The following is a 2,342-nucleotide window of genomic DNA, read 5'->3' on the forward strand; positions in this document are numbered from 1 at the left end:
CATCTTCAGATAGCAGCTTTTTGTGCCTTTGGGCGGTGTGGGTATATGAATCTGTTTAACAAAATCCGTTGGTTTAAGGATGTTCACCTTTTTGCTTTTCTGTGTATAAAAATCCTCAATATTTATAACCTTTTCTTTGCCGGTACTACCTACTATCGTTACTTGTGCGCCAAGAGCTATCAGGGCGGGAGGAGTATCTGCCTGGAAAAGGGCGAGACACTCTTTTGAGCCTTTTGCTACAAAGCACCTGTCTCCGCCAAGCTTAAAGCATAAATGAGGTCTTCCTTAAAGAGTTTGTCATAGTCGATCCATTTTCCATCCTGAAATCTTCACATGTCGCCTGGCCAAAGGTCATGGAAACACAGCCTTCAATTTGGCCTTCAACCGCCATTGGATTTATGGCAAATCCGCAGTCATGGGCCGCCGAAACTTTTTTCACTTTAACAACACCTGTTTCTTCATCTATATCCACTTCAGCAGCATGCGCCCCAAAACTCCAGGTGGGAGACAAACTTACTTTTCCTTCTGCAAATCCGCTTACATCTCCCGTATCGGCAGGCGGGTTATAAAAACCTACAGTGGTTAGAGGTATTCTTTTTACCGCAAACCGTGTTTGTACGGCCTGTTTGATAGTAACGCCTTTTTCAGGGTTGCCTTTGACAAATATTCTGCCTTCTCTTGCCTCAAGATCTTCTTTGTTTGCCTCAAGCATATCTGCTGCTGTTTCTACAAGCTCATCCTTGATTTTGGTTCCGGCCATTTTGGCTGCGTTCCCGGCAATAGTTGTAAGCCTGCTGCCATAAGTTCCAAGATCCATCGGTGTTGTGGCCGTATCGGCAGCGATTACTTTTATCTGATCAATGCCGGACAGTCCGATTGCTTCTGCTGCAATCATGGCAAGTGCTGTTTCCGATCCCTGACCTATGTCTGATGATCCGGTATACATAAGAAAAGTGCCATCTTCCTCTGTAGTTATGTTTACACCTGAATGTGAAGGAGGATTGGTGAAGAAATATGAGAATCCCGGTCCTGATGCAAAGAAATTGCAGGCAAGACCCACCCCTTTTCCTTCCGGAAGCTTTTTCCGTTTTTCATTCCAGCCGATATCTTCAGCAGCCTTATCTATGGATTCAATATGGCCGCAGCTTCTTATCCTGAATTTATTCAATGTTATATCCCCTGCATGAAGGCCGTTTACCCTTCTTATTTCAAGGGGGTCAAGATTAAGGTTTTCTGCTATAATATCCATCATCGATTCTATGACGAAACGAGGCTGAATTCCGCCATGACCTCTTTGAGCGCCGCAGTAAGGTTTATTTGTATAAATTCTTCGGGCATCACAGCGATAGTTGGGAAGTTTGTACGGTCCGTGTTGAAATACGGCCATAACGAAAATGGAGACCATGGAAATTCCCTGATATGCTCCACCGTCGGCAAGGATTTTGGAGTCAAAACCCATGATCCGGCCATCTTTCATAACGCCGATTTTTTGTTCTATAATGGTTGGATGACGTCTTGTGGTGCTGACAATATCTTCTTCCCTGGTGTAAACCATCTGTACCGGTTTTCCTGACATTCTTGAAAGCAGGGCGGATACGGGGAAAAGTGAATGAACATCGCCTTTTCCTCCGAACCCGCCGCCTACGTGAGGTTTTATTACCCTGACCTTATTTACGGGTACTCCTATAGTTTCTGCAATGCATACCTTGTCATAAAAAGGGGTTTGGGTGCTTGGCCATATCGTTACTTCTCCGGAAGGATAAAATTCTGCGGTGACCGCATGGGGTTCTATATAGGAATGATGCGTATACTGGGTTTGATATTTATCTTCCAGAATATAATCCGATTCGGCAAATGCTTTATCTACATCGCCGTGATGAAACATAGTAAGTGTTGAGATGTTTCCGGGAAAATTCTCATGAATCCGGATAGTATCCGGTGCATCGGCATAGATTACCTGAAATGCCTCTTTTGATTTCAGCATTAGTAGGCTTTGGATTTTCATCGAGCAATGCTTTAGCAGACATGATTACTCCCGGTGTGCAGAAACCGCACTGGATTGCTCCACGATCAACAAAGTTTTGTTGCAATGGAGTAAGAGTCTGTCATAATATTATTGTAACATATTAGCTTGTGTTCGGTAAGATGGTGTAATTCCACTCTCCATGAAAATCATCCATCTTCATATTCACTTTTAGAAGATCTTCATCAGATACCTGTATGCCTTTGGGATACTTATTTTCATCCAGTTCACATTTTACAATAAGACCCTTTTGGGTAGTTGTGGATGAAATTAGACTAATGATAACTTCATGGCTGACAAGAGGTTTGCCGCGCCAATT

At 43.4% G+C, this 2,342-nt stretch carries 4 protein-coding genes; all 4 read right to left on the reverse strand.

What is annotated here, in order from left to right; genetic code table 11:
• The coding region (locus VXK47_RS00090) for an FAD binding domain-containing protein (protein ID WP_435546738.1) at positions 1–183 on the reverse strand (183 nt) is incomplete at its 3' end.
• 79 nt (positions 184–262) lie between these two features.
• Positions 263–1,999 (reverse strand): xanthine dehydrogenase family protein molybdopterin-binding subunit, encoded by a 1,737-nt coding sequence (locus tag VXK47_RS00095; RefSeq protein WP_435546739.1) that lies wholly within the window; start codon positions 1,997–1,999, stop codon positions 263–265.
• Positions 1,917–2,090, reverse strand: a complete 174-nt coding sequence (locus VXK47_RS00100; RefSeq protein WP_435546736.1) for a (2Fe-2S)-binding protein — start codon at positions 2,088–2,090, stop codon at positions 1,917–1,919. The genes VXK47_RS00095 and VXK47_RS00100 overlap by 83 nt, the downstream gene beginning before the upstream one ends.
• A gap of 36 nt (positions 2,091–2,126) precedes the next feature.
• On the reverse strand, positions 2,127–2,342 hold a 216-nt coding region (locus VXK47_RS00105; RefSeq protein ID WP_435546737.1), incomplete at its 5' end, for an ISAzo13-like element transposase-related protein.

Source organism: Desulfobacterium sp. N47 (assembly GCF_051233685.1).
GTDB lineage: Bacteria > Desulfobacterota > Desulfobacteria > Desulfobacterales > RPRI01 > RPRI01.